The 23,626-nt window shown below is 75.7% G+C and carries 21 protein-coding genes; 11 read left to right on the top strand and 10 right to left on the bottom strand.

From position 1 onward, the window contains the following. The first annotated feature begins 22 nt into the window (after positions 1-22). Both priA and ACWPWW_RS04025 read left to right on the top strand, forming a co-directional pair. A complete protein-coding gene (gene priA, locus ACWPWW_RS04030; protein ID WP_454049056.1) occupies positions 23-763 on the top strand; it encodes a bifunctional 1-(5-phosphoribosyl)-5-((5-phosphoribosylamino)methylideneamino)imidazole-4-carboxamide isomerase/phosphoribosylanthranilate isomerase PriA in 741 nt (246 codons plus the stop codon). Further along, entirely contained in the window at positions 760-1,578 is an 819-nt protein-coding gene (locus ACWPWW_RS04025) for an SseB family protein (protein ID WP_454049055.1), read from the top strand. Before priA ends, ACWPWW_RS04025 begins: the two co-directional genes overlap by 4 nt. A 7-nt stretch (positions 1,579-1,585) precedes the next feature. On the opposite strand, the gene ACWPWW_RS04020 is transcribed toward ACWPWW_RS04025, so the two are convergent. The 3 genes from ACWPWW_RS04020 to ACWPWW_RS04010 all read right to left on the bottom strand — a co-directional run bounded on the left by ACWPWW_RS04020 (position 1,586) and on the right by ACWPWW_RS04010 (position 3,690). Next, positions 1,586-2,182, bottom strand: coding sequence for a hypothetical protein (locus ACWPWW_RS04020; RefSeq protein ID WP_454049054.1), 597 nt, complete (start codon positions 2,180-2,182; stop codon positions 1,586-1,588). A 75-nt stretch (positions 2,183-2,257) separates the two neighbouring features. Next, complete coding sequence (locus ACWPWW_RS04015) at positions 2,258-3,007, bottom strand: trypsin-like peptidase domain-containing protein (RefSeq protein WP_454049053.1); 750 nt, start codon at positions 3,005-3,007, stop codon at positions 2,258-2,260. Further along, positions 3,004-3,690: a hypothetical protein gene (locus tag ACWPWW_RS04010; protein ID WP_454049052.1), complete on the bottom strand. Its 687-nt coding sequence runs from the start codon at positions 3,688-3,690 to the stop codon at positions 3,004-3,006. The genes ACWPWW_RS04015 and ACWPWW_RS04010 overlap by 4 nt, the downstream gene beginning before the upstream one ends. 150 nt (positions 3,691-3,840) lie before the next feature. Between ACWPWW_RS04010 and ACWPWW_RS04005 the strand changes: the two genes are divergently transcribed. Beyond that, positions 3,841-5,154, top strand: a complete 1,314-nt coding sequence (locus tag ACWPWW_RS04005; RefSeq protein WP_454049051.1) for an MFS transporter — start codon at positions 3,841-3,843, stop codon at positions 5,152-5,154. 51 nt (positions 5,155-5,205) lie between these two features. Here the strand turns inward: ACWPWW_RS04005 and ACWPWW_RS04000 are convergent, their stop codons facing one another. The 3 genes from ACWPWW_RS04000 to ACWPWW_RS03990 form a co-directional block, all read right to left on the bottom strand. Continuing rightward, on the bottom strand, positions 5,206-5,562 hold the full coding sequence (locus ACWPWW_RS04000; protein WP_454049050.1) for a DUF1844 domain-containing protein: 357 nt from the start codon (positions 5,560-5,562) through the stop codon (positions 5,206-5,208). 125 nt (positions 5,563-5,687) lie between these two features. Next, a complete protein-coding gene (locus tag ACWPWW_RS03995; RefSeq protein ID WP_454049049.1) occupies positions 5,688-7,190 on the bottom strand; it encodes a catalase in 1,503 nt (500 codons plus the stop codon). A 107-nt stretch (positions 7,191-7,297) separates the two neighbouring features. Then, complete coding sequence (locus ACWPWW_RS03990) at positions 7,298-7,729, bottom strand: Fur family transcriptional regulator (RefSeq protein ID WP_454049048.1); 432 nt, start codon at positions 7,727-7,729, stop codon at positions 7,298-7,300. A 329-nt stretch (positions 7,730-8,058) separates the two neighbouring features. Between ACWPWW_RS03990 and infC the strand changes: the two genes are divergently transcribed. From infC to thpR, 5 genes are all read left to right on the top strand, one after another. Then, entirely contained in the window at positions 8,059-9,144 is a 1,086-nt protein-coding gene (gene infC / locus ACWPWW_RS03985; protein ID WP_454049047.1) for a translation initiation factor IF-3, read from the top strand. Between the two features lie 89 nt (positions 9,145-9,233). After that, the gene (gene rpmI / locus ACWPWW_RS03980) at positions 9,234-9,428 is read left to right on the top strand and encodes a 50S ribosomal protein L35 (protein WP_454049046.1); all 195 of its coding nucleotides are present in this window, start codon (positions 9,234-9,236) and stop codon (positions 9,426-9,428) included. A 61-nt stretch (positions 9,429-9,489) separates the two neighbouring features. Beyond that, positions 9,490-9,876, top strand: coding sequence for a 50S ribosomal protein L20 (gene rplT, locus ACWPWW_RS03975; RefSeq protein WP_454049045.1), 387 nt, complete (start codon positions 9,490-9,492; stop codon positions 9,874-9,876). Between the two features lie 186 nt (positions 9,877-10,062). Then, the gene (locus ACWPWW_RS03970; protein ID WP_454049044.1) at positions 10,063-10,980 is read left to right on the top strand and encodes a TrmH family RNA methyltransferase; all 918 of its coding nucleotides are present in this window, start codon (positions 10,063-10,065) and stop codon (positions 10,978-10,980) included. A 40-nt stretch (positions 10,981-11,020) separates the two neighbouring features. Next, complete coding sequence (gene thpR / locus ACWPWW_RS03965) at positions 11,021-11,650, top strand: RNA 2',3'-cyclic phosphodiesterase (protein WP_454049043.1); 630 nt, start codon at positions 11,021-11,023, stop codon at positions 11,648-11,650. A 10-nt stretch (positions 11,651-11,660) separates the two neighbouring features. Here the strand turns inward: thpR and ACWPWW_RS03960 are convergent, their stop codons facing one another. Then, complete coding sequence (locus tag ACWPWW_RS03960) at positions 11,661-12,416, bottom strand: DinB family protein (RefSeq protein ID WP_454049042.1); 756 nt, start codon at positions 12,414-12,416, stop codon at positions 11,661-11,663. A 299-nt stretch (positions 12,417-12,715) separates the two neighbouring features. Between ACWPWW_RS03960 and pheS the strand changes: the two genes are divergently transcribed. From pheS to ACWPWW_RS03945, 3 genes are all read left to right on the top strand, one after another. Next, positions 12,716-13,780 (top strand): phenylalanine--tRNA ligase subunit alpha, encoded by a 1,065-nt coding sequence (gene pheS / locus ACWPWW_RS03955; RefSeq protein ID WP_454049041.1) that lies wholly within the window; start codon positions 12,716-12,718, stop codon positions 13,778-13,780. After that, complete coding sequence (gene pheT, locus ACWPWW_RS03950) at positions 13,780-16,362, top strand: phenylalanine--tRNA ligase subunit beta (protein WP_454049040.1); 2,583 nt, start codon at positions 13,780-13,782, stop codon at positions 16,360-16,362. The genes pheS and pheT overlap by 1 nt, the downstream gene beginning before the upstream one ends. 456 nt (positions 16,363-16,818) lie before the next feature. Continuing rightward, positions 16,819-20,949, top strand: a complete 4,131-nt coding sequence (locus ACWPWW_RS03945) for an ExeM/NucH family extracellular endonuclease (RefSeq protein WP_454050390.1) — start codon at positions 16,819-16,821, stop codon at positions 20,947-20,949. Positions 20,950-21,019: 70 nt separating this feature from the next. On the opposite strand, the gene ACWPWW_RS03940 is transcribed toward ACWPWW_RS03945, so the two are convergent. From ACWPWW_RS03940 to ACWPWW_RS03930, 3 genes are read right to left on the bottom strand one after another with little or no spacing between them, the layout of a single operon-like run. Then, positions 21,020-21,751 carry a DsbA family oxidoreductase gene (locus ACWPWW_RS03940; RefSeq protein ID WP_454049039.1) on the bottom strand — a complete coding sequence of 244 codons (732 nt, stop codon included), beginning with the start codon at positions 21,749-21,751 and terminating at the stop codon, positions 21,020-21,022. Further along, entirely contained in the window at positions 21,748-22,731 is a 984-nt protein-coding gene (locus ACWPWW_RS03935) for a quinone oxidoreductase family protein (protein ID WP_454049038.1), read from the bottom strand. Before ACWPWW_RS03935 ends, ACWPWW_RS03940 begins: the two co-directional genes overlap by 4 nt. A gap of 40 nt (positions 22,732-22,771) precedes the next feature. Then, positions 22,772-23,560, bottom strand: a complete 789-nt coding sequence (locus tag ACWPWW_RS03930) for an alpha/beta hydrolase (RefSeq protein ID WP_454049037.1) — start codon at positions 23,558-23,560, stop codon at positions 22,772-22,774. Positions 23,561-23,626: the final 66 nt, after the last annotated feature.

The raw sequence follows: 23,626 nt of genomic DNA, 5'->3' as shown, positions 1-23,626 counted from the left end.
CGCGACCCGAACGAGGAGATCCATGTCCGACCGTCTGCAGCTCCTGCCCGCCGTCGACGTCGCCGACGGCCAGGCCGTCCGGCTCGTCCAGGGCGAGGCCGGCTCGGAGACCTCCTACGGCGACCCGCTCGCCGCCGCGCTCGACTGGCACGCCGGCGGCGCCGAGTGGATCCACCTGGTGGACCTGGACGCGGCGTTCGGTCGCGGGTCGAACGCGGACCTGCTCGCGGACGTCACGCAGGTGCTGTCGGGTAAGGGCGTGAAGGTCGAGCTGTCCGGCGGCATCCGGGACGACGCGTCGCTGGAGCGCGCGCTCGGCACGGGCGCCACCCGGGTCAACCTCGGCACGGCGGCGCTGGAGGACCCGGAGTGGACGGCCGACGCGATCGCCCGGCACGGCGAGGCCATCGCCGTCGGCCTGGACGTGCGGGGCACGACCCTCGCCGCCCGGGGCTGGACCCGCGAGGGCGGTGACCTCTGGGAGGTCCTGGCCCGGCTCGACGCCGTCGGCTGCTCCCGCTACGTCGTCACCGACGTGACCAAGGACGGCACGCTGCGCGGCCCGAACGTCGACCTGCTGCGCGAGGTGTGCGCCCGCACCGACGCCCCCGTCGTCGCCTCCGGCGGGATCTCCTCGCTGGACGACCTGCGGGTGCTGCGGGAGCTCGTCCCCGTCGGCGTCGAGGGCGCGATCGTCGGCAAGGCGCTGTACGCGGGGGCGTTCACGTTGCCCGAGGCCCTGGACGTCGCCGGACGTCCGTGACCGGGCGCGAGCTGCCCCCGACCTCGGCGTTCGCCGGGGACGACGGCAGCGCCGACCCCGCGGTGGCGACGGCGCTCGCCGCGCTCGGTGACGGCTCCGGGACCCTTGCGGGGGTCGTGGCGGCGCTGGCCGGCACGCGCGTGCTGGTGCCGGTGCTGGCCGAGCTGGAGGCGGCGGAGACCGTCGAGGTCGGCGGCCACGCCCACACCGTCGACAAGGAGGCCTCGGCGGGGATCGTGGCGCTCCAGGCGCCGGACGGCCGGACCGCGCTGCCCGTGTTCTCCTCCGTCGCGGCGATGTCGGCGTGGCGGCGGGACGCGCGACCCGTGCCGACGGACGTCGTCCGCGCGGCGCTGTCCGCCGTCAGCGAGGGCTGGGAGCTGCTGGTGCTCGACGCCGGCGGTCCCGTGACGGCGCTGCTGCCCCGGCCGGCCGTGTGGGCGCTCGCGCAGCAGCAGCCCTGGCGCCCGGCGGTCGCCGTCGACGGCGCCGGACCGGCCGTCGACCCCGACGTGCGCGCGGCCGTGCGGGCCGCCGTGCTCGCGGCGCTGCCGTCCCCGGAGCCCGCGGCCCCGCAGCGCGGCGCCGGGACGTGGCTGCGCCGCCGCCGCGGGCCGGACGCGCCCGTGGCCGGCCCGGTGCTCGACGTCGACGCCGTCCCCGGCGGGCGCGCGGAGGTCGCCGTGGTCCTCACCCTCGTCCCCGGGCTGGACCGCGGCGCGCTGGACGCGGTGCTGCGCCGCGTCGGCGACGCCCTGGGCGCGGACGAGACGGTCACCCAGCGCGTGGACTCGGTCGAGGTCCGGCTGCGCTGACGGCCGCTCAGCGGCGGCGGCGGAACGCCCAGGCCAGCGCGACGACGGACGCCGTCACCGCACCCACGACCTGCCCGCCGAGGATCACCCGGTTCAGGTCCAGCGCCGGCTGCCACCGGACGCCGTCGTCGGAGATGACGTACACGCCGATCGGCTTGATCCGGCCCGCGTACGCGCCGGCGTCCGCCTGACCGCCGCTGCGTCCGGCGGGCCGCCCGGAGCCGAACGGCCACTGCGGCCACTGCGGGCCACGGCCGCCGGAGCCGCGACCGGGACCGTGGTGCCACGGGCTCGGGGGACCGCCCTCGGCGGGTGCAGGGACGTCCTCGGCGACCTCGGCCCCGACGGTGCGCGGCCCCTGCCCGTGCTGGCCGTGCTCGTCGGCCTCGCCGTGCGCGCCGGCGTCGCCCGGCCGGCCCTTCCGCACGCCCAGGCGCGCGTCCGCGTGCGCCCCGGCGACCCCGTGCGAACCGATGAGCTTCGCGACCGGGACGACCAGCGTGCCCTCGCGCTCGTACGCCGTGCCGAACACGCGCTGCACGGCGAAGATGTCGCTCGCGGCGCTCGTCAGCGCGGACAGGTCAGGGCGGTTCTCGTCGGCCATGGTGACTCCTCGGTGGGTGCGGCTCGCACCCCACCGTGGCACGACCGCGCGCGGCTCCACCAGGGGTTCGGGCGGTCAGCCCGCGGAGCAGGACGTGGTCGCCGCGAACGCCGTCTCGTCCGCGAGCAGCTGCCGGAGCGTGCTGACCGGGACCACGAAGCTCTGACCCGTGGAGTTCTTCGCGTAGACGACGCCGACGATCCGGCCCTCGGCGTCCAGGACCGCGGACCCGGAGCTGCCCGGCTCGACCTCGGCGTTGGTCACGAGCACCTGGCCCAGGTTCTCGTTGAGCGGGTCCGTGGTCGCGCCGATGACCTGTCCGCTGGTGACCGTCAGCGCGCCGCCCTGCGGGTAGCCGACGACGGTCACCTCGTCGCCCGGGTCCGGGTCGGCGTCGGCGAGGCCGGGGGCGCTCGGCAGGGGGTCGGCCGTGCGGACGACGGCCAGGTCGGCCAGGGCGGCCGCGGAGGACGCCGTGACGGCGACGTCGCGCCCGTCGTACGTGCTGAGCTGCAGGTCCGAGGAGTCCGCGACGACGTGCCGGTTGGTGATCAGCGTCGACTCGTCGATCGCGAAGCCCGAGCCCGTGGACAGCGAGTTGCAGCCGACGTTGCGGATCCGCACGGCCATCCGCTGCGCGGAGTCGAAGCCGTCGGGCGACAGGTTGCCGGAGGACGCGGGCGTGGCGAGCGGCGCGCTGGACGGCACGAGGTCGGTCGGGACGGGTGCGGGCATGGCGGGGAGCACGCCGCAGCCGGCCAGGACGAGGAGCGCGGTCGTGACGGCGACGGGACCGGCGGCGCGGCGGGCGACGGAGCGGCTCACCCGGTCGCCCCGGCGGCCAGCTGGCGCTGCAGCTCGGTGTTGGCCTCGGTCGCGGTGGCGCACACGCCCTGCACGTCGCTCTTGAACCGCTCGAGGTCGGCCGGGTCGTACGCGGCCGCGTCCCCGAGGTAGGTGATGAGCTGGTTCTGCGCGTCGATGCAGGTGGTGAGCGCAGACGCGACGTTCGCGGCGGCCTGCGAGATCCGCTCCTGGTAGTCGACCAGCTGGCGCTGCACCTCGCGGTCGTCGCCGACCTGGGCCTTCTCGTCGGCGAGCTCGGTGATACGCGTCTGGGCCGTCGACAGCTGGTCGTTCACCGCGGCGAGCTCCGCGACCGTGCCGTCGTGCTCGGCGCGCAGCGTCGCGAGGTCGGTGCCGATCACCCGGGCCTGCGCCTCGATCTCCTCCGCGTACCGCTCGAAGCGGTCGGTGCGGACCCACAGGTACGCCGCCAGCGCGGTGACCAGCACGAGCAGCACGGCGAGCACGACGACGGCCCACGGGCGGCGACGGTGCCGGGGGTTGGCCGTGGGCACGGCGACGTGCGCGTGCTCGGCGTGCGAAGAGCCGGCGTGCGGCGGGTCGGCCGGCGGCTCCGTGGCGGTGGCGCCGGGACCGGCCCACGACGAGGACCCGGTCGGCGGCGAGCCGATCGGGTCGTTCGGCCCGGTCGTAGACGTCACGGCTCCACCCTACGGGTCCTGCGCGCGGCGTGCGGCGGGTCGGCCGGCACCGCGCCACCGGCACCGACGTGGCCGACGTCACGCCCGGGCGTGCGAGCACGCGGTGGAATCCGGTCGTCGCCCGGTGGGGGCGCAGGCGAGAATCCTCCGGTGTCCCTCGCCCCCTACAGCCGCCTGCTGCGCCTGCCCGGTGTCCTGCCCCTGGTCCTCGTCGCGTTCGTCGCCCGCATCCCGCACGCGATGACCGGCGTGGTGCTCACCCTGCACGTGGTGGGCCCGCTCGGGCTCGGGTACGCGCGCGCCGGCCTGGTGGCCGCGGCGATGACGGTGGGCGTGGCGATCGGCTCGCCGTGGCGCGGGCGCCGGGTCGACCGCCTGGGGCTGCGGCGGGCGCTGCTGCCGTCGGTGCTCGTGGAGTCGGCGGTGTGGCTGGTCGCGCCGCGCCTCGGCTACGAGGCGCTGCTGGTCGCGGCGGTCGTCGCGGGCGTGTTCCTGGTGCCGGTGTTCTCCGTGGTGCGGCAGTCCCTCGCGGTGCTCGTGCCCGCGGAGCAGCAGCGCACCGCCTTCGCGCTCGACTCCGTGGCCACCGAGATGACGTTCATGCTGGCGCCGACGCTCGGCGTGCTCGTGGCGACCCAGGTGTCCACCACCGCGGCGCTCACGGTGGTGGGAATCTCCACCGTCGCGGCGGGGCTGCTGCTCATGTGGTTCAACCCGCCGACGCGGTCCGCCGACGGCGCGGCCGTGCCCGAGCAGACCGGCCGCCGGCCGCGCCTGATCACCCCGGCGCTGCTGGTCGTCCTCGCGGCGGCCTCCGCGGCCGCGCTCATCCTCAACGGCACGGACGTCGGCATCGTCGCCGCGTTGCAGGGCTGGGAGAACGAGGCGGCCGTCGGCTGGATGATCGCGCTGTGGTGCGTCGGCTCCGTGGTCGGCGGCCTGGTCTACGGCGCGCAGAAGCGCGAGCTGCACCCGCTCGCCCTGGTGGCGCTGCTCGGCGCGGCGACGATCCCCGCGTCCCTCGCGCAGACCCAGTGGCAGCTCGCGGTGGCCGTCGTGGTCGCCGGCCTGCCGTGCGCGGCGGCGCTGTCGGCCATCAACGCCTCGCTGGTCCGCATGGTCCCCGAGCACCGGCGTGGCGAGGTCATGGGGTGGAGCGGCACCGCGAACACCGTCGGCGCCGCGCTCGGCGCCCCGGTCATCGGCGGCGTGATCGACGGATTCGGCCCGGGGGCCGGGTTCGCCGCCACCGGCGGTGTGGGGCTGCTGCTGTCCGTGCTCGGGCTCGCCGTCCTGGCGCTCGTCCGGCGCCGGGTCGCGGGACGCGCGCAGCCGGTGGTGCCGGACGAGCCGTCCGCGGGCCGCACCGCCGCACCGGGCGGGATCGTCCCGACGCCGGCCCCGGTCGGCGCCGACGACGTCCCGGCGCGGCCGCTGCCGGAGGACGCCGCTACCGGGCGGTGAGCGCCGGCGCGCGGTGCACCCGGGAGCGGCGCCGGAACAGGTGCCCCGGGCTCAGGACACGTAGCCGGTGAACTTCTCGCCCGGGCCCTCGCCCGGCGCGTCCGGGAACGGGCTCGCCTCGCGGAACGCCAGCTGCAGCGACCGCAGGCCGTCCCGCAGCGAGCGGGCGTGCTGGTTACCGATGTCGGGCGCGGACGCCGTCACCAGCGCGGCCAGCGCGGTGATCAGCTTGCGGGCCTCGTCGAGGTCGAGGTGCTCGGCGCCGCTGCGGCCGTCCTCGTCGGGTGCCAGGCCGCACTTGACGGCGGCGGCGCTCATCAGGTGCACGGCGGCGGTCGTGATGACCTCGACCGCGGCCACGTCGGCGATGTCGCGGGTGGCGGTCGTGGGGTCGGGGGTCTCGCTCATGCGGGCGATCCTCTCATCCGTCGCGCGGGCGGACGGCGGATGACGCACGAGCGCCCGCCGCCCGGCGGGGGAGCCGGGGCGGCGGGCGCTGCGTCCGGTCGGCGCGTGGGGGCGCGCCGGCCGGGTCAGGCGACCGGCGTGCTCGCGGTCGCCGGCTCACCGGTCTCGAGCGGCGCGGTGCCCGCCAGCGCGGCGGACAGCGCGGCGCCGAGGCCCGCGTCGACGTTGGTCCAGTACTGGATCGCCCGGGCGCGGATGACGTCGCTCTTCACGCCGCCGACGTGACCGGTGATGGTCTCCAGGAACCGGGCGCGCGCGGCGTCGTCGAACACCTCGCGGTAGAGGGTGCCGGCCTGACCCCAGTCGTCGTCCTCCGGGTGCAGGGTCGCGGCGGACCGGACCATCTCGCCGTCGGACTCCCAGCCGCCCGACTCGGCCGCGCGGGCCGGGTCGGCCGCGGGGCCGCCGATCGAGTTGGGTGCGTAGACGGGGACGTCGGGCGCGTTGAACGAGTACCGCGCGGCGCCGTCCTTGGAGTAGGAGTGCACCTCCGACTTCGGCGCGTTCACCGGCAGCTGCTGGTGGTTGGTGCCGACGCGGTACCGGTGGGCGTCCGCGTAGGAGAAGATCCGCGCGAGCAGCATCTTGTCCGGGCTGGTCTGGATGCCGGGGACGAAGTTGCTCGGCGCGAACGTCGCCTGCTCGATCTGCGCGAAGTAGTTCTCCGGGTTCCGGTTCAGCTCCATCGTGCCGACCTCGATCAGCGGGTAGTCCGCGTGCGGCCACACCTTGGTCAGGTCGAACGGGTTGAACCGGTAGGTCTTCGCGTCCTCGTACGGCATGACCTGCACCGACAGCGTCCAGCGCGGGAACTCGCCGTCGGCGATGTGCTCGAACAGGTCGCGGATGTGGTGGTCGGCGTCGGAGCCGGCCAGCTGGGCCGCCTCGTCGCCGGACAGGTTGTCGATGCCCTGCTGGGACTTGAAGTGGTACTTGACCCAGAACCGCTCGCCGGCGGCGTTGACCCACTGGTAGGTGTGCGAGCCGAAGCCGTCCATCGTCCGCCAGGAGCGCGGCAGGCCGCGGTCGCCCATCAGCCAGGTGACCTGGTGCGCCGACTCGGGGGACAGCGTCCAGAAGTCCCACTGCATGTCGTTGTCGCGCAGGTTCGAGCCCGGGAGGCGCTTCTGCGAGCGGATGAAGTCGGGGAACTTGATGCCGTCGCGCAGGAAGAACACCGGGGTGTTGTTGCCGACCAGGTCGTAGTTGCCCTCGGACGTGTAGAACTTCAGCGCGAAGCCGCGGGGGTCGCGCCAGGTGTCCGGGGAGCCGTGCTCGCCGGCCACGGAGGAGAACCGCGCGAGCATCTCGGTCTCGACGCCCGGCTGGAACAGCGCGGCGCGGGTGTAGCGGCTCACGTCGCCCGTGGTGGTGAACGTGCCGAAGGCGCCGCCGCCCTTGGCGTGCACGACGCGCTCGGGGACCCGCTCGCGGTTGAACTGCGCGAGCTTCTCGACCAGGTAGTGGTCGTGCAGGACGATCGGGCCGTCCGCGCCGACGGACATCGAGTGCGCGTCGGAGGCGACGGGGGCGCCGGAGTTGGTGGTGGTCGGCTGGACCTGGGTCACAGGGTGTCCTTCCGGGTCGGCGGCGCGCGGGTCGAGGGCGCGCCGGGGACCGGGCGGGCGGGGTCGCCCGACCGGGGGTCGAGGGTGGTGCGGGTCGGGTGCGGCTCTCAGGCGGTCGCGCGGCAGTCGGGGCACAGGCCCCAGAACGTCACCTCGGCGAGCTCGATCGTGAAGCCGGACGTGGCGCTGGGCGTGAGGCACGGCGCCTCGCCCACGACGCAGTCGACGTCGCCGACCGCACCGCACGTGCGGCACACCACGTGGTGGTGGTTGTCGCCGACGCGCCGCTCGTAGCGCGCCGGGTGCCCGGCCGGCTCGATGCGCCGCACGATGCCCGCGTCCGTCAGCGCGTGCAGCACGTCGTAGACGGCCTGCACGGAGACGGTCGGCAGCGCGGAGCGCGCGTGCCGCAGCACCGCGTCCGCGTCGGCGTGCGGCAGCAGGTCGACCGCCTCGAGCACCGCGAGGCGGGGAGCGGTGACGCGCAGGCCCCGTTCCCGGAGGAGCTCCGCGGGGTCGGTGTGCTGGTCGACGGGCATGGCCACACCCTGACATGCTTTCTGGAACAGTTCAAGTAGGTATCTGACGGCGTGTCACGTCAGTCGCGAGACCCGGGCACCGGGTCGGGCGAGGTCCGGCTGGGGTTCTGGTACTGTGGTCCGCGACTGGCCTGGGTCGGCGTGCGTCCGCGAGGACGAGCGAGCGACCCAGGTGCACAAGTGGAGTCGATCCCACCTGAGTCTCGACCGCCCGGTTCGCCGGCAACAGGGGCCAGGTCTCGGTCCAGGCCGTGAGCCCCTGACGGGGAGCGCGGCCCGACGGTGCACGGCCTGGAGGCCGGGTGCCGTGGATCCGTCGGCCCCCGCCTGTGCCCAGGTCCGGGGGCCGTCCTCGTTCCTGGAGTCAGAACTTCGACTTCGAGGAGCACCACATCAGCGAGCCCCGCATCAACGATCGGATCCGCGTCGCCGAGGTCCGCCTGGTCGGCCCGAACGGCGAGCAGGTCGGCATCGTCCGCGTGGAGGACGCGCTGCGCCTGGCCCAGGACGCGGATCTCGACCTCGTCGAGGTCGCCCCGGACGCCCGCCCGCCCGTCTGCAAGATCATGGACTACGGCAAGTTCAAGTACGAAGCAGACATGAAGGCGCGCGAGGCCCGGCGCAACCAGAGCAACACGGTTCTCAAGGAGATCCGGTTCCGGCTCAAGATCGACCCGCACGACTACGGCACCAAGAAGGGCCACGTCGAGCGGTTCCTGGCGGCCGGCGACAAGGTCAAGGTCATGATCATGTTCCGCGGCCGCGAGCAGTCGCGCCCGGAGATGGGCGTGCGCCTGCTGCAGCGCCTCGCGGCGGACGTCGAGGAGCTCGGCTTCATCGAGAGCATGCCGAAGCAGGACGGCCGCAACATGATCATGGTGCTCGGCCCGACCAAGAAGAAGGCCGAGCAGCGCCAGGAGCAGCGTCGCGCCCGTCCCGCCCGCGAGGAGCGGCCGACGGACGAGTCCGCCGCCCCGGACGAGTCCGCCGTCCCGGAGGAGGCCGCCGCGCCCGTCGCCGCCCCGGCCCCCGAGGCGGCTCCGGCCGCCCCGGCCCCCGAGGCGGCTCCGGCCGCCCCGGCGCCCGAGGTCGCTCCGGCAGCGGAGACCGCTCCCGCCGCTCCCGCCCAGGAGGCCGCACCGGCTCCGGCGGCTGCGCCGGCTCCGAAGGCCGCCGCGCCGAAGGCCGCCGCTGCACCGCGTCCCGCCGCGGCGTCGAAGCCGGCTGCCGCTGCGAAGCCCGCGACGGCGCCCGCGCCGGCCGCGGCCCCGAAGCCGGCTGCCGCACCCAAGCCCGCCGCGGCCCCCCGGCCGACGGCGACGCCGACCCCCCGGCCCACGCCGCGGCCGGCACCGAGCCCGCGTCCCGCGGCACGACCGGCACCCCGGTCGTCCGGCGGGTCGCAGAACGCCTGACCAGCACCACCACGCCCGGACCCCACCGGGACCGGACGGACGAGCCACGCACCCGGTGCGCGGCGCGACGACAAGGAGAGACGGCAGCCATGCCGAAGAACAAGACGCACTCCGGTGCGAAGAAGCGCTTCCGGATCACCGGGAGCGGCAAGGTCATGCGCGAGCAGGCGAACGCCCGCCACCTGCTCGAGCACAAGTCGAGCCGCCGCACGCGCCGTCTCGCCACCGACCAGGTCGTCACCCCGGCCGACGCCCCCCGTATCAAGAAGCTGCTCGGCAAGTGACCCGCCGGCGCGCGAGCGCCGCGGCAGCACGCCGACCTGAGAACAACGCAAGGAGCATCACGTGGCACGCGTGAAGCGGGCGGTCAACGCCCAGAAGAAGCGCCGGGCAACTCTCGAGCGCGCCTCCGGCTACCGCGGGCAGCGTTCGCGCCTGTACCGCAAGGCCAAGGAGCAGGTCACCCACTCCCTCGTCTACGCCTACCGCGACCGCAAGGCGCGCAAGGGCGACTTCCGCAAGCTGTGGATCCAGCGGATCAACGCTGCGGCGCGCGAGCAGGGCCTGACCTACAACCGCCTGATCCAGGGCCTCAAGCTCGCGGGCATCGAGGTGGACCGTCGCGTCCTCGCGGACATGGCCGTCAACGACGCCCCCGCGTTCAACGCGGTCGTCCAGCTGGCCAAGGACGCGCTGCCGGCGGACGTCAACGCGCCGCGCGCCGCGGCCTGACGCACCAGCAGCACCTCGCGCCGCGCGGGCCCGGCCCGCGCACCGCACCTCCGGACCCCCGGGAGCCACCAGGCTCCCGGGGGTCCGGCGCGTCCGGGGCCCGGTCCTCGTCGCGGCCCGACGGCGCGGCCCGACGGCGCGGCCCGACGGCGCGGAGGACGGGCCGGGGTGCGGGAGGATGGGGGCGTGTCCCGCACCTCCGCCGACGGCCGCCCCCCGCTGAGCACGCTGACCAACCCCCACGCCGACCGGGTCCGCGCCGTGCGCGCCCTCGGCACCCGCGCCGGGCGCCGCCGGGCGGGCCGGTACCTGGTCGAGGGCCCGCAGGCGGTGCGCGAGGTCGTGCGCTGGGCGCCGCACCTCGTGCGGGACGTCTACCTGACGGCGGAGGCCGCCGACCGGTACGCCGAGATCGTCGCGGACGCGGAGGCCGCCGGGCTGCACCTGCACCTCGGGGAGGTCGACGTGCTCGACGCGATGTCGCCGGACGCCCAGGGCGTGCTGGCGGTCGCCGACGCCGCCCCCGCGGCCGCGGCGCCGTCCGGGCAGCCGCTGCTGGGGCCGCTCGGCGCCGGTGCGCTGGACGCCGTCCTGGCCGCGCGCCCGACCTTGGTCGCGGTGCTCGCCCGCGTCCGGGACCCCGGGAACGCCGGCACCGTGATCCGGGTCGCGGACGCCGCGGGCGCCGACGCCGTGGTCGTCGCGGGGGAGAGCGTCGAGGCGACCAACCCGAAGGTCGTGCGGTCGACGGCGGGGTCGCTGTTCCACCTGCCGGTGGTCTCCGGGGTGCCGGTCGAGGACGCCGTGGCCGCCCTGCGCAGCGCCGGGCTCGCGGTCCTGGCGGCGGACGGCACGGGGGAGCTGGACCTGGACGACCTGCAGGACGCCGCCGCCCGCGCGGCCGGCGGCGAGCCGACCGGGGGCACCGACCTGCGCGCCCCCACCGCGTGGCTGTTCGGCAACGAGGCGTGGGGGCTGCCGCCGGAGGACCGGGACCGGGCCGACGCCGTCGTGCGGGTCCCGCTGCGCGGCCGGGCCGAGTCGCTCAACCTCGGGACGGCGGCCGCGGTCTGCCTCTACGCGTCGTCCCGCGCGCACCGCTGAGGGGGACCCCTCCCCGCTCGTCGTCCGGCATGCTGGTCCGATGCGCGTCTTCGCCGGGCTCTGGCCCTCGCCGGAGGTCCGGCGGCACCTCGCCACCGCGCTGGTGACGGCCGTCGGGGTGGACCCCGAGGAAGCCCCCGGCCGGTCCGGACCGGAGGGCGTCCGGTGGACGGCCGCCGAGAACTGGCACGTGACCCTGGCGTTCTACGGCGACGTCGGCGAGGGCCGCGTGGAGCAGCTGGCCGACGACCTGGCCGAGGTGGCCGCCGGCGGCGAGCCGTTCGACCTGGCGCTGACGGGCGCCGGCGTCTTCGCGCACCGCACGCTGTGGGCCGGGGTGGGCGGCGACGTGGCGGCCGTGCACGCGCTCGTCGACGGCTGCCGCGACGCCGGGGAGGCGATCGGCGCGCGGCAGGACGACCGCGTGCGGTCCCGCCCGCACCTGACGCTCGGCCGCGTGGCTCAGCCGCGGGGCGGCCGGCGGCGTCGCGACCTCGCCGTGCCCGACCCGGGCGACGTGCTGGTGCACGCCCTGGCGGTGTACCGCGGGCCGCGCTGGCCGGTGCGGGAGCTGGTGCTCGCGGAGTCGGTCCCGGGCGAGGGCCGCGCGGGCGGTCCGCTGTACCGGCCGCTCCGCACGTGGCCGCTGGGCGCCGCGACCCCGGGGTGACGCCGGCCGGTCAGGTCGCGGACCGCGCCGCGAGCACGTCCAGGTCGCGCACGGCGTACCGGTGGTGCTCCCACTCCTCCTCGAGGATCGTGTGCAGGCACGACAGCGTGGTCACCGGGTGCTCGGGCGCCCAGGGGTGGGCGCGCACCGTCGCGAGGTCGTCCGCGGTGACCGCCGCGAGCAGGTCGCGCACCATCGCGACGCGCTCCGCACGGACCTCGAGCACGTCCGCGTACGGCGGCACGCCCGGCGCGAACACGGCCGGGTCGTACCCGTCGGTCGCGTACTCGGTGTGGGGCTGGCCGATCGGGTGGTAGGGCCGGTCGATGCCGAGGACCGCGCGCCGGAGCCACGTGTCCGTGGCCATCACCAGGTGCCGCAGCGTCTGCGCGAACGACCACTCGCCGTCGACGGAGACGTCGACCGTCCCGGCCGGCAGCGCCGCGGCGCGTGCGAGCGTGGCCGCCCACGTGCGCTCGACCGCCGCCCACGCGGTACGCAGCCCGTCGGGGTCGGTCGCGTGCCGGTCGGCGCGGCCGGGGAACCGCCGGTCCAGCTCGGCGTCGACGTACGGGGCCACGTCCACCCCGTTGACCCGCAGCGCGCCGCCCTCCAGCAGCCACGGTGCGTCGACGTCCGCCCCGTCCACGTCGACGCCGCGCATGACCACCCCGGACAGGTCGGCCCGGACGAACCGGGAGCCGGTGAGGTCCGCGTCGACGAACCGCGCGCCCCGCAGGTCGTCGCCACCGGTGAACGTCGCCATCGTGCCTCCTCGTCAGTGCCGCCTGGACCGCGATTCTCGCGGGGCGGGCGCGCGGCTGTCGACGCCCGCCCGTGGCAGCATGGCGTCCGTGACCTCCCTCGCAGCGAGCCGGCCGCCCCGCCGATTTCCCGGGCCCGTTCCCGGGCCCGGCGTCGGCGCGCGCTGACCCGCCGCACAGGTCCCGTCCCGCCCCGCGGCGGACGGTCCCCGGTCCCGGAGCGGGCGCCACTAGACTCGCCCGTCGGACGGTGCGTCCGCGCTGAGCGCGCACCGCCGAAGACCCCGCCCGGAAGGTCCAGATGTCCACGCCTGACACCCCGTTGTCCCCGCTCGACGCCGACGCGGTCGCCCGCGCGCTCGCCGAGGCCCTGGCCGCGTTCGCCGCGGCCGGCGACCTCGACGAGCTCAAGGCGGCCCGGCTCGCGCACACCGGCGAGCGCAGCGCGCTCGCGCTCGCCAACCGCGCCATCGGCGGGCTCGCGCCGGCCGACAAGGCGGTCGCCGGCAAGACCGTCGGCCAGGCCCGCGGCCGGCTGAACGCGGCGCTCGCCGCCCGCGAGGAGGAGCTCGTCGCCGAGCGCGACGCCCGGGTGCTGGTCGAGGAGGCCGTCGACGTGACGCTGCCGTCCGACCGCGCGCCCCGTGGCGCCCGCCACCCGCTGGAGCAGCTGCAGGAGCGCGTCGCCGACGTCTTCGTCGGGATGGGCTGGGAGATCGCCGAGGGCCCCGAGGTCGAGGCGGAGTGGTTCAACTTCGACGCGCTCAACTTCAAGCCGGACCACCCGGCGCGGCAGATGCAGGACACGTTCTACGTCGCCGCGGCCGACGGCGAGCCCGACCCGCACCTGGTGCTGCGCACGCACACCTCGCCGGTGCAGGCGCGCAGCCTGCTCGAGCGGGACCTGCCGATCTACATCGCCTGCCCGGGCCGGGTCTACCGGACCGACGAGCTCGACGCGACGCACAGCCCGGTGTTCCACCAGGTCGAGGGCCTCGCGGTCGACAAGGGCCTGACGATGGCGCACCTCAAGGGCACGCTCGACCACTTCGCGCAGGCGATGTTCGGTCCGGAGGCGCGCACGCGGCTGCGCCCCGCGTACTTCCCGTTCACGGAGCCCAGCGCCGAGATGGACCTGTGGTTCCCGCAGAAGAAGGGCGGCCCCGGCTGGATCGAGTGGGGCGGCTGCGGGATGGTCAACCCCAACGTCCTGCTGGCGGCGGGCCTCGACCCCGACGAGTACTCGGGCTTCGCGTTCGGGATGGGCATCGACCGCACGCTCATGCTGCGGCACGAGATCGCGGACATGCACGACATCGTGGAGGGCGACGTGCGCTTCTCCACCCAGTTCCGGACGGTGATCTGATGCCTCGCATCCCCCTGACGTGGCTCGCCGAGCACGTCGAGCTTCCCGGCGACATCACGGCGGAGCAGCTCGCGGCCGACCTGGTGAAGGTCGGGCTCGAGGAGGAGGCCGTGCACCCGGCCGCCGTCTCCGGCCCGCTGGTGGTCGGCCGTGTCGTCGAGCGCGTGCCCGAGCCGCAGAAGAACGGCAAGACCATCAACTGGTGCCAGGTCGACGTGGGTGACCACAACGGCACGGCCGAGGACGGCACGCGCACCCCGCGCGGCATCGTCTGCGGGGCGCACAACTTCGACGTGGGCGACCACGTCGTCGTCGCGCTGCCGGGTGCCGTGCTGCCCGGGCCGTTCCCGATCGCGTCGCGCAAGACCTACGGCCACGTGTCCGACGGCATGATCTGCTCGTCGCGGGAGCTCGGGCTCGGCGACGACCACGACGGCATCATCGTGCTGTCCGAGATGGGCATCGACGCCGAGCCCGGGACCGACGCGCGCTCCCTGCTGGGGCTGGGCGAGGAGGTCCTCGAGATCAACGTGACGCCCGACCGCGGCTACTGCTTCGCGATGCGCGGCGTGGCGCGCGAGTACGCGCACTCGACGGGCGCGGCCTTCACCGACCGCGGCCTCGCGCGTCCCGGCCTCGACCAGGGGACCGCGACCACGGGCGGGTTCCCCGTCGAGCTCCGCGACGACGCCCCGATCCACGGTGCCGCCGGCGCCGACCGGTTCGTCGCCCGCGTCGTCCGCGGCGTCGACGCGAGCGCGCCCTCGCCGTCCTGGATGCAGCAGCGCCTCACGCAGGCGGGCATGCGCCCGATCTCGCTGGCCGTCGACGTCACCAACTACGTGATGCTCGACCTCGGGCAGCCGCTGCACGCCTACGACCTGGCGACGCTGACGGCGCCGATCGTGGTGCGCCGGGCGCGGGCGGGGGAGAAGCTCACCACGCTGGACGGCGTGAGCCGCGCGCTGGACGCCGAGGACCTGCTGATCACCGACGGCCCCGACGCCGGCCGGGTCATCGGGCTGGCGGGCGTGATGGGCGGCGCGGACACCGAGGTGTCGGCGACCACCACGGACCTGCTGATCGAGGCCGCGCACTTCGACCCCGTGACGATCGCGCGCACCGCCCGGCGGCACAAGCTGCCGAGCGAGGCGAGCAAGCGGTTCGAGCGCGGGGTCGACCCGCAGCTGCCGCGCGTGGCGACCGCCCGCGTGGTCGAGCTGCTGGTCGAGCACGGCGGCGGCACGGCGGACCCGGTGCTCACCGACGTCGACCTGACGACGCCGCCCCCGGTCCTCACGCTGCCCGTCGGGCTGCCGTCCCGGCTGATCGGCCTGGACCTGGACGCCGCACTGGTGTCCCGGTACCTGCGCGAGATCGGCTGCACCGTCGGCGAGGTCGTCGGCGCGGGCGCGGACGCCGTGCTCAGCGTGTCGGTCCCGACGTGGCGCCCGGACCTCGCGGCCCCGGTCGACCTGGTCGAGGAGGTCGCGCGCCTGCACGGCTACGACGCGATCCCGTCGGTCGTGCCCCGCTCGCCGGTCGGGCTCGGGCTGACGCCCGGGCAGCGCCGGCGCCGCCGGGTGTCGGCCGCGCTCGCCGACGCCGGGTGGGTGGAGACCTGGTCCTACCCGTTCGTCGCCGCCGCCCAGCACGACGCGCTCGCGCTGCCCGCGGACGACGCGCGCCGGACCATGCTGCGGCTGGCCAACCCGCTGTCCGAGGAGAAGCCGTTCCTGCGGACCTCGCTGCTGGTGACGCTGCTCGACACGGCCCGCCGGAACGCCGCCCGCGGCACCACCGACCTGGCCGTGTACGAGGTCGGCTCCGTGACGCTGCCCCGACCCGGCGCCGCGCCCGCGCCGGTGCCGCCGGTGGCCGAGCGGCCCTCGGCCGACGTGCTCGACGCGATCCGCGCCGCGGTGCCGGACCAGCCGCGGCACGTCGCCGGCGTGCTCAGCGGGCTCCGCGAGCCCGCGGGCTGGTGGGGACCCGGCCGCGCCGCCGACCACACCGACGCGATCGACGCCGTGCGCCTGGTCGCCGAGACCCTGGGCGTCGAGCTCGTCGTCGAGGCGGACACCGAGCGGGCGCCGTGGCACCCGGGCCGGTGCGCCCGGTTCCGCACGGTCCAGGGTGCGCTGGTCGGGTACGCGGGGGAGCTGCACCCGACGGTCGTCGCGGCCCACGGCCTGCCGGCCCGGGCGTGCGCGTTCGAGGTGGACCTGGACGTGCTGCTCGCCGCCGCCCCGCGCACCGCGGCGGTCGCGCGCGAGGTGTCGACGTTCCCGGTCGCCAAGGAGGACGTCGCCCTGGTGGTGCCGGCCGACGTGCCGGCGGCCGACGTGCTCGACGCCGTCCGCACCGGCGCCGCCGCCAGCAGCGCGGGTGACGTGCTGGAGAGCGCCCGGCTGTTCGACGTGTACGCCGGGGAGCAGGTCGGCGCGGGGCTGCGGTCCCTGGCGTTCGCCCTGCGCCTGCGGGCGGCGGACCGCACGCTGACCGCCGACGAGACCGCGGCCGTGCGCGCCGCGGTCGTGGCGGAGGCCGCGCGCCGGTTCGGCGCCACCCTCCGCGCGTAGCGCGCGCCCCCGACGGCCCCGGTGCCGCGCCCCGACGGGGTCGCGACACCGGGGCCGTCGCCGTCCCCGGTCCGGCTGCCGTCGCGCCGGCCGCGCTCCGCCGGTGCCGCTCGCGAGGTCGTCACGACGGCACGAGGTCGTCCCGCAGACCGGACGACCTCGTGCGGGTGTGACGACCTCGGCCGCGCATCGCCCGCCGCTCGCCGCAGCCGCGCGCCCCCGATCGGCGCAACCGGCGATCTCGGCGACCCGCGGCGTTCACCCGGGCGCAACCTGCGGGTCCGCCGATCGTGGTTGCCTAATCGGACATACCGCTCATACGTTGTCACCGGCTGTGTGACGACTGTGACGCGGCCAGGTGACGAGGGCGCACGACGCCCCGGGGGATCGGAGACATCGGTGAGCGGTCTACGCACACGCACGAGATGGGCGGCGAGCGTCGCCGCGGTGGGGGCGATGGTCGGGGGATCCCTGGCCGCCGCAGTCCCTGCCGCCGCCGCGCAGGACACCCACACGATCGCGGACGTCCAGGGTGCGGGCGACGCGTCGCCGCTGGCAGGCCAGACGGTCACGACGTCCGGCGTCGTCACGGCGGTCTACGCGACCGGCGGGTTCCGCGGGTACACGATCCAGACGCCGGGCACCGGCGGCACCGACGCCGCGGCGCGGACGGCGTCGGACGCGGTGTTCGTGTTCTCGCAGGCCACCGTCGGCGCCGTCGCCGTCGGCGACCTGGTCCAGGTGACCGGCGCCGTGTCGGAGTACCAGGGCCTGACGGAGATCACGGTCGCCGACGCGGCCGGCCTGGTGCACCTGGACGGCGACGCCGCGGCGCCGCAGCCCGTCACCGGAGCGTGGCCGGCCGACCCGACGTCCCGCGAGGCGCTCGAGTCGATGCTCTACCTGCCGTCGGGCGACCTGACGGTGAGCAACACGTACAGCACCAACCAGTACGGCGAGGTCGGCCTCGCCACCGGGACGACCCCGCTGCTGCAGCCCACCGAGGTCGCCGCGCCCGGCACGCCGGAGTACGCCGCGGTCGTCGCGGACAACGCTGCCCGCGCCGTGGTGCTCGACGACGGCGCCAGCACGAACTTCCTCTCCGCGTCGAACTCCGGTCTGACGCCGCCGTACGTGTCGCTGGAGAACCCGGTGCGCGTCGGTGCGGCGGCGACGTTCACCGCGCCGGTCGTCGTCGACTACCGGAACAACGCCTGGAAGCTCAACCCCACGCTGCCGCTCGACGCGGCGGACCCCGCCGGCTACCCCGCGACCTTCGAGGACGACCGCACCGCGGCGCCCGAGGGCCTGGGGGAGGCCGACGTCACCGTGGCGTCGTTCAACGTGCTCAACTACTTCACGACCCTCGGCGCGGACACCGCCACCTGCGAGCCGTACAGCGACCGCACCGGTGACCCGGTCACGGTCCGCGAGGGCTGCGACCAGCGCGGCGCGTGGGACCCCGAGGACCTGCGGCGTCAGCAGGACAAGATCGTCGCGGCGATCAACGCCCTCGACGCCGACGTGGTCGGCCTGATGGAGATCGAGAGCTCGGCGCGCGTCGACGGCGACGCGGACGAGGCGCTCGGCACCCTGGTCGAGGCCCTGAACGCCGCCGCGGGCGCGGGGACGTGGGCCTTCGTGCCCTCGTCGGCCGAGCTGCCCCCGGCGGACCAGCTGGACACCATCACCAACGCGCTGATCTACCGGCCGGCGGCCGTCGAGACCGTGGGCGAGGCCCGCGCGCTCGGCACGCAGTCCGGGGACGACCAGGCGTTCGGCAACGCCCGCGAGCCCATCGGCCAGGCGTTCGCGCCGGTCGGGGGCGGCGAGCAGCTGTTCGTGGTGGTCAACCACTTCAAGTCGAAGGGCTCGGCCGGTCCGTGGCCGGGCGACGCCGACGCCGGCGACGGCCAGGGCGCGTCCAACGAGTCCCGGGTGCGCCAGGCCGAGGCCCTGCGCGACTGGGTCCCGACGGTGCAGGGCGACGCCGAGGCGGTCGCGCTGGTGGGCGACTTCAACTCCTACACCCAGGAGGACCCGCTGCAGGTGCTGTACGCCGCGGGCTACACCGACGCGACGACCGCGCTGGACGCGGGCGAGTACTCGTACTCGTTCTCCGGTCTCTCGGGCTCGCTGGACCACGTGCTGCTGAACGAGGCGGCGCTGGGCCGGGCGACCGGCGCCGACGTCTGGAACATCAACGCGGGCGAGTCGGTGGCGCTGGAGTACAGCCGCTACAACACGCACGGCACGCTGTTCTACGCACCGGACGCCTACCGGTCCTCGGACCACGACCCGGTGCTCGTCGGGCTGTCCGCAGGTGACGCCACGCCGACCGGGCCCGTCGACCTGACGCTGCTGAACATCAACGACTTCCACGGCCGGATCGACGCCAACACGGTGGCCTTCGCGGGCACGGTCGAGCAGCAGCGCGCGGCAGCGGAGGACGCGGGCGGCTCCGCCGTCTTCCTCTCGGCCGGCGACAACATCGGCGCCTCGCTGTTCGCCTCCGCGGTGGCCGAGGACCAGCCGACGATCGACGTGCTCAACGCCCTGGACCTGAGCGCCTCGGCGGTCGGCAACCACGAGTTCGACCGCGGGTACGCCGACCTGGTCGACCGCGTGATCGCCGGCGGCGGCAACGCGGAGTTCCCGTACCTCGGTGCGAACGTCTACCGGAAGGGCACCGAGACCCCCGCCCTGGACGAGTACACGGTCATCGACGTCGGCGGCGTGCAGGTCGGCGTGATCGGGGCCGTCACCCAGGAGACCCCGACGCTGGTCACGCCGGGGGGCATCGCCGACCTGGACTTCGGCGACCCGGTCGAGGCGGTCAACCGCGTCGCGGCGCAGCTGTCCGACGGCGACGAGTCCAACGGCGAGGCCGACGTGGTCGTCGCCGAGTACCACGAGGGCGCGGGCGCCGGCACGCCGGACGGGGCGACCCTGGAGGAGGAGATCGCCGCGGGCGGCGCCTTCTCCGAGATCGCGACGCTCACCTCGGGCGACGTGGACGTCGTCTTCACCGGCCACACCCACAAGCAGTACGCCTGGTACGGCCCGGCGGAGCCGGAAGCCTCGGGCGAGTGGACCCGGCCCCTCGTCCAGACCGGCTCGTACGGCGAGAACATCGGCAAGGTCACGCTGACCTACGACCCGGCGACCGACGCCGTCTCGGCGCTGACGGGCGCGAACGTCGCCCGGCTCGCACCCGCCGCAGGCCAGACCCCGGCCGACTTCCAGGCCGCCCTGGTCGCGCAGTACCCGCGGGTCGCCGAGGTCAAGACGATCGTCGACGCGGCGCTCGCCGAGGCCGCGGTCGTCGGCAACCAGCCCAAGGGCTCGGTCACGGCCGACATCACCACGGCCTACGCCGGTGGTGCGTACACGAACGGCGCCTACACCGGCGGCACCCGGGACGACCGGTCCAAGGAGTCCGCGCTCGGCAACCTGGTGGCGGACTCGCTGCTGGAGACCCTGGCGTCCGACGAGCGGGGCGGCGCGCAGATCGGCGTGGTCAACCCCGGCGGCCTGCGGGCGGAGCTGCTCTACGCGCCCGACGGCACCATCACGTACGCCGAGGCCAACGCGGTCCTGCCGTTCGTGAACAACCTCTGGACCACGACCCTCACGGGCGACCAGGTGGTGACGATGCTCGAGCAGCAGTGGCAGACCAACGCGGACGGCACGATCCCGTCGCGCCCGTACCTGCAGCTCGGCCTGTCGGACAACGTGTCCTACACCTACGACGAGTCGCTGCCCCTGGGCGAGCGGATCACGTCGGTGACGGTCGACGGCGCCCCGATCGACGAGGCGGCGGAGTACCGGATCGGCACGTTCTCCTTCCTGGCGCAGGGCGGGGACAACTTCCGGGTGCTCGCCGAGGGCAGCGCGACGGCGGACTCCGGGCTCATCGACCGGGACGCGTGGATCGCCTACCTCGAGGCGCACCCGGGTCTGACGCCCGAGTTCGACGAGCGGGCGGTCGGCGTCCCGGCGCTGCCGGACGAGGTCACGGCCGGCACCGAGCTGGCGTTCCCCGTCTCCGGGCTGAACCTCACCAGCCTGGGCGCACCGGAGAACACCACGCTCGACGTCCAGCTGGACGGCACGTCGATCGGCACCGCGGCGGTCACCGCCGGCGCGGCGCAGGTGGCGGTGACGGTCCCGGCCGGCACCACGGCGGGGGCGCACGTCCTCACGCTGGTCGCCGCCCCGAGCGGCACCACCGTCACGCTGCCGGTCACGGTGGCGGCGGCCGAGGAGCCGGAGCCCGAGCTGCGGGAGTCCTCCGTGACCCTCTCGGCCAGCCGGTCCAGCCAGTCGTACGGCACGTGGCTGCCGACGCTGCTGGTCTCGCGGGTCCAGGTCGAGGGCACGTGGTTCCCGTCCGGCACGGTCGAGTTCCGCGAGGGCGACCGCGTGATCGGCCGGTCGCCGGTGGTGCTGGGCCTGGCGCTCGGCACGGTGCCGCGCACCGCGTCGGTCGGCCAGCACCAGTACACGGCGGTGTTCGTGCCGTCGCGGCCGGACACGGTGGCGGGCAGCACCAGCTCCCCGCTGACGTTCACCGTGAAGCGCTGACGCGCTGAGCGACGAAGGCCCCCGCCGCGGAGCGATCCGCGGCGGGGGCCTTCGTCGTCCCGGGGGCGGCTCAGCAGCCGTCGGGCCCGCACGCCTCCGCGTCGGCCGCACCCGCGATGGTCGGGATCGCGAGCGGCGGGTTCGCGTCCCGCCACGCCTGGTCGAGCAGCTGCGCGAACACCTCCACCGGCTGCGCGCCCGACACGCCCAGCTTGCGCCCGGCGACGAAGAACGGCACGCCCTGGATGCCCAGCGCCGCGGCCTCGGCCTCGTCCGCGCGCACGGCGCCCGCGCCCGCGTCGGAGGCCAGCGCGGCCCGCACCGGCTCGGCGTCCAGCCCGGCCTCGACCGCGACGGCGACCAGCACCTCGGGATCGTCCACGACGCGTCCGTGCTCGAAGTGCGCGCTCATCAGCCGCTCGACGACGTCCGCGGCCGCGTCGGCACCGCCCAGGTCGCCCGCGACGTGCACGAGCCGGTGCGCGTCGAAGGTGTTCGCCGGCACCACGGTGTCGAAGTCGTAGGCCAGGCCGACGGACGCGGCGACCGAGGTCACCTGCGCGAACATCTGCTGCACCTGCGCGACGGGCATGCCCTTGCGCTCGGACAGCATCACGGCCTCGGTCATCCCGGGGTGCGCGGACGACGGCTCGGCGTCGGGCTGGAGCTCGAACGACCGCCACGTGACGCGGACGCGGTCGCGGTGCTCGAACTGCTCCAGCGCCGCGGCGAACCGGCGCTTGCCGATGTAGCACCAGGGGCAGGCGATGTCGGACCAGATCTCGATCTGCAGGTCGGTCATGCGGTGAGGAGCACCTTTCCGGTCGTCGCCCGGGCCTCGAGCGCGCGGTGCGCGTCGGCGGCCTCGGACAGGGGGAACGTCGCACCGACGCGCACGTCGAGCGTGCCGGCGGCGACGGCGTCGAACAGCTCGCCCGCCCGCCAGGTCAGCTCGTCGCGGGTGGCGGTGTGGTGGCCCAGGGTGGGCCGGGTCAGGAACAGCGAACCCAGGCCGTTCAGACGCTGGGGGTCGAACGGCGGGACGGGCCCGGAGGCGGCGCCGAACAGCGCCAGGCCGCCGCGGGGGCGCAGCGACGCGAGCGAGGCCTCGAAGGTGGTCCGGCCGACGCCGTCGAAGACCGTGTGGACGCCGCGGCCCGCCGTGAGGTCGCGGACCAGCGCGGGCAGCTCGGTCGTCAGGTCCGCGAGCTCGGTGTACCGGATGACGTCGGCGGCCCCGGCGGCGCGGGACAGCGCCTCCTTGTCGGGGGAGCCCACCGTGGTGATCACCCGCGCGCCGCGGGCGGACGCGAGCTGGGTGAGCAGCAGGCCGACCCCGCCGGCGCCGGCGTGCACCAGCACGTCCTGGCCGGCCAGGACCGGGAAGGTGGAGGTGACGAGGTAGTGCGCGGTCATGCCCTGCAGGGGCACCGCGGCGGCCAGCTCGTCGGGCACGCCCTCCGGCACGTGCAGCGCCACGACCTCGGGCACCACGACCAGCTCGGCGTAGGACGACGGCGCCGACGCCCACGCGACCAGGTCCCCGACCGCGAAGTCGCGGACCTCGCGCCCGACGGCCTCGACGACGCCCGAGCCCTCGGAGCCGGGGACGTGCGGGAACGGCATCGGGTAGGTGCCGTTGCGGTGGTACACGTCGATGAAGTTGACCCCCGCCGCGCTCAGCCGGACCAGCAGGTCGCGGGGCCCGGGCAGCGGGTCCCCGATCTCGTCGGGCACCAGGACGTCGGGGCCACCGGGCTCGGTGGCGAGGATCGCGTGCATGCGACCTGGAACGACGTGCTGCCGCCGGGCATTCCGGTCGTCAGGAGACGACGGACCCGATGCCCTGCTCGCCGAGCCAGCGCACGGCGGCGAACGCCCACTCGCCGGCCGTGTGCCCGACGGCGAGGTTCAGGCCGTGCCGGCCGTGCGGGTAGACGTGCAGCTCGACCGGCACCTCGTGCCGGCGCAGGGCGGCGGTCGCGGCGAGCGCGTGCTCCACGCCGACCGCCGGGTCCTCGGCGGTGTGCCACAGGAAGGTCGGCGGCGTGGCGGCGTCGACGCGCCGCTCCACCGACAGCGCCCGGGCGCGGGCGTCGTCCGGGTCGCCGAGCAGGTTGAGCCGCGAGCCCAGGTGCGGGTGGTCCACCAGGGAGACGACGGGGTAGCAGAGCAGCGCGGCGTCCGGCCGGCGCACCTCGGCGGGATCCAGACCCGCCAGCTCGGCGGCGGCCCGCAGCTCCGCCTCGGTGGCGGTCGCCGCGGTGCCGGCCAGGTGGCCGCCCGCGGAGAACCCGAGCACGGCGACCGGCCCGTCGACGGGGGCGCCGCCGCGTCGACCGGCGCGCAGGTCGGCCACCGCCAGCAGCACCTCGTGCAGCGCCGCCGGGTACCGGGCGGGGGCGACGGGGTAGTCGAGCCAGTGCGCGCGGACGCCGGACGCGGCGAGGAACGCGGCGACGGGCGCGTCCTCGTCCGCCGACCGCACCTGGTAGCCGCCGCCCGCGAGCACGAGGACGGCGCCCCGGCCCGGCCCGGCGACGGGCGGGCCGTCGTGCAGCGTGGCACGCTCGGCGGGAGGGACGGGTGCGGCGACGGGCTCGGAGGTCACGCGGCCGACCCTAGCCGCGCCACGCCGGGCCACTGCATGAATCGGTGTGCACTCGGATGTATGATC

The organism is Cellulomonas sp. Marseille-Q8402, from assembly GCF_965119525.1.
This window is presented reverse-complemented; position numbering and strand designations above follow the sequence as displayed.